The sequence below is a fragment of the Spiroplasma sp. ald genome, from assembly GCF_044714355.1.
In the GTDB taxonomy this organism is placed as follows: Bacteria; Bacillota_I; Bacilli_A; order Mycoplasmatales; family Mycoplasmataceae; genus Spiroplasma; species Spiroplasma phoeniceum.
Map to the genome: position 1 here is coordinate 1 of NZ_RXFY01000102.1, position 3,546 is coordinate 3,546.

The window sequence follows — 3,546 nt, forward strand, 5'->3', positions numbered from 1 at the left end:
TTTTAGATTCCTATAATTTCTATTTTAAATATATTTTATAGGAATTTTAAAATAACTAGGTTATGTAAGAAGTCTAATATTAAGATTAAAGCAAATTATAAATGCACGTCCAATAGGTCAAACCCAGCAACGAAAACAAGCACTTAGTTTAAAAAAAATTAAAAAAGATACAAAAAAAATTCTCAGCAAAGGACATTAAAAAATAAAAAAGAACAAGAGATAACAAATATTTATCAAAAGCGACCTTCTTTTAGCCAAGATAATTTATTACGTAATGCTTCAAACAATTACAATCGAATGGGGCAAGGTGTTGTAAAATGACGAAATCCTTATTATTCAATGTTTGGCGTTAACCAAACGAATCTTGTTAAGCGCCATAAAAATTTATAATTTAAGTAAAATTAAAATCAGAAATAATATTTCTGATTTTAATTTTTTATTTACAAAAAAATTCATGATTAAGAAGTAAAAATAACTTTTTTAAAATAAAATTTTTAAGGTATAATAATTAGCAACACAGTAAAATAGAAAGGTCATTAGTGATGGAAGAATACATATCCCAGAATAATAGCAACTTAGAAACTAATTTAAAAACTAATTTTGAAACGGGCTTAACTTCAGAAGAAGTAATTGCTCGGCAAAAACAATATGGAAAAAATGAATTACCAAAAAGTAAAGTAACCCCATGATATGTTATTTTTGGCAAAGCCTTAATTGAACCAATCCAATTAATTTTAATTGCAGCAGCTGTAATTTCAGTAATTGCGCCAATGATTGGAAATAATTGACAAATTCAGGGCGAATATTTTATTGATTTTTCAGTAATTGCAGCAATTGTTATCCTTGATGCAATTTTAGAAACAATCCAAACAATAAAAGCACGGAAATCAATGGCCGCTTTAAAATCTTTATCAAAACCAAAAGCGGTCGTAATTCGAAATGATTCTCAGCAAGAAATTCCAGCCAATGAATTAACAGTTGGTGATATTGTTATTTTAGAAGCAGGAAAATATGTTCCAGCGGAACTACGCATTATTGAACAATCTGATGTATTTATTGATGAAGCAATTTTAACGGGGGAAAGTGTTCCTGTTCATAAAACAGCTTACCCAATTGAACCAACAACAATTTTGGCAGAAATGAAAAATATTGCTTTCATGTCAACTTTTATTACAGTTGGGCGAGCAGTTGGTGTAGTTATTAAGGTTGGTCAACAAACAGAAATTGGAAAAATTGCAACAACAATTAATGAAACAGAAGAAACTGCTACAAATTTAGAAAAAAAACTAACAAAGTTTTCGTATTGAATTGCAGGCTTAAGTTTTATTATTGCTATTGTTATTTTTTTAGCATTATATTTTAATGGTAATAAAAGTGGATGAACTAATTATTTAATGGTAGCAATTACTTTAGCAATTGGGGTGATTCCAGAATCATTAGCAGCAGTTGTTTCGATTACTTTATCATTTTCAACCAAACGAATGGCAAAACAAAATGTGATTGTCAAAAAACTTGCTAGTATGGAAACATTAGGAAATGTCAATGTTATTTGTACTGATAAAACAGGAACTTTAACACAAAATAAAATGACAGTTAAAAAAGTAATGATGAATAATGCTGTAATTAATGCTGACGAATACGTTAATAGTAGTCTGGATCAGCACCAAGATTTATTTTTAAAAGCATTAGTTTTATGTAATGATAGTGTTACTGAAGATAAAGAACGGATTGGTGATCCAACAGAATTAGCATTAGTTGATTATGCTGAATTATTTGCTTATGATGAGCAAGATTCACGTGATAAATGAGAACGAATTGATGAAGTTCCTTTTGATTCTGAACGGAAATTAATGTCAACTTTAAATGTGATTGAAGGGGTTAGTACAACTTTTACAAAAGGTGCATTGGATAGTTTATTAGAACGTTGTGATCGCATTATGATTCAGAATGAAATTTTAACATTAACAAAAAAAGATAAAGCATTGTTGTTAAAGTTAGCAGATGATTTATCAGCGCAAGCATTACGGGTATTAGCTTTTGCTTATAATACTAATTTTGATGATGAACAAGACCCCGAGGCGTTAGAAAAAAAATTAATTTTTTTAGGAGCTGTTGGTATGATTGACCCTGTTCGTCAATCTGCTATTGAAGCAGTAAAAAAAGCACATGCTGCTGGAATTAAAGTTGTTATGATTACTGGTGATCATGCAACAACTGCTCTAGCAATTGCCAAAGAATTAGACTTAGCTTATTCAGAATATGAAGTAATTTCTTCAGAGCAGTTAAATGCAATGACAGATAAGCAATTAATTCGAATTATTGATAATATTAAAGTATTTGCACGAGTTAATCCTGAACATAAAGTTCGGATTGTTAATATTTTACAGCAGAAAGATTATCTTGTGTCAATGACAGGAGATGGGGTTAATGATGCTCCAAGTTTAGTAAAAGCTGATATTGGGGTAGCAATGGGAATTACTGGAACAGATGTTGCAAAACAAGCAGCTGATGTTATTTTAACGGATGATAATTTTGAAACAATTATTAAAGGGGTTAATGAAGGCCGTAATGTTTATCAAAAAATTCGCCGAGCAATTACGTTTGTGATTGGAGTTAATTTAGCAAATGTTTTATCAATTTTTATTTTATCCTTAATTAACCATGTTTCACCAGTTGAAGCAACTGATATTTTATGAATGAATTTAGTTATTGAATCAATTTTAGCAATTTGTATTGGAATGGCTGATAATGATGATACATTAATGACAATTAAACCGGTGCAAGGGAATAATCCCTTATTTCGAAATATTTGAGGATCAATGATTTGCATTACAATTTTAACAACAAGTGTTTGTGTTGGCGCTTATTATTTTGGAATGAGTTTTGTTCCAACTCAAGCATACGAAGCTTATGGTTATAAAATAGTTTTTGATTTTTTACGAAGTAGTGATCCTAATATTACAATTGAAATGAAATTGCAAATTTCTGATTTTGGTCGAACAGGAATTTTTATTGCTTTAACTTGTGCGCCAAGTATGTTTGTTAATACTGTTACTTTAACAAATTGAAAAATAAAGCAACGTTTTACTCCAATTATTAATCGACCATTAATTTATGCCGCAATAGGAGCAGTTTTATTAAATATTGTTATTTTGTTTATTCCTTGAATTAATAATAAATTACTAAACTTAAATGATTTAGAAGTTTATAATTTAAATAATTGATATTTTATTCCTTCTTGTTTAGCAATGGCAATGATTCCTGTCACAATTATTGTGATAACTGACGCTTGTCATTTTTGATGACATCATGGGTTAGGCATCGTGTAAGTGAAGTGCAACAAATCAACTCAGAAAGGGATTGATTTTGGTCGTATAAATAAAAGTAGGGTAAAAATATAAAAGTTAGAAATTAATTAATGCAAAAGCAATATCACTTACATAAAAGTGATATTTTTTGTTTTTAACAATAGACTTCTTGCATAACCTATTAAAATAATTGTAAATATTTTTAAAAAGATACTAATAGCAAATTATAATTTTAATT

1 protein-coding gene is annotated in these 3,546 nt (G+C 28.8%); it reads left to right on the forward strand.

Features of this window, described 5'->3' with window-relative positions; translation table 4 throughout:
* The first annotated feature begins 542 nt into the window (after window positions 1-542).
* Window positions 543-3,329, forward strand: a complete 2,787-nt coding sequence (locus EHU54_RS04985) for a cation-translocating P-type ATPase (RefSeq protein WP_400249266.1) — start codon at window positions 543-545, stop codon at window positions 3,327-3,329.
* The last annotated feature ends 217 nt before the right edge of the window (window positions 3,330-3,546 follow it).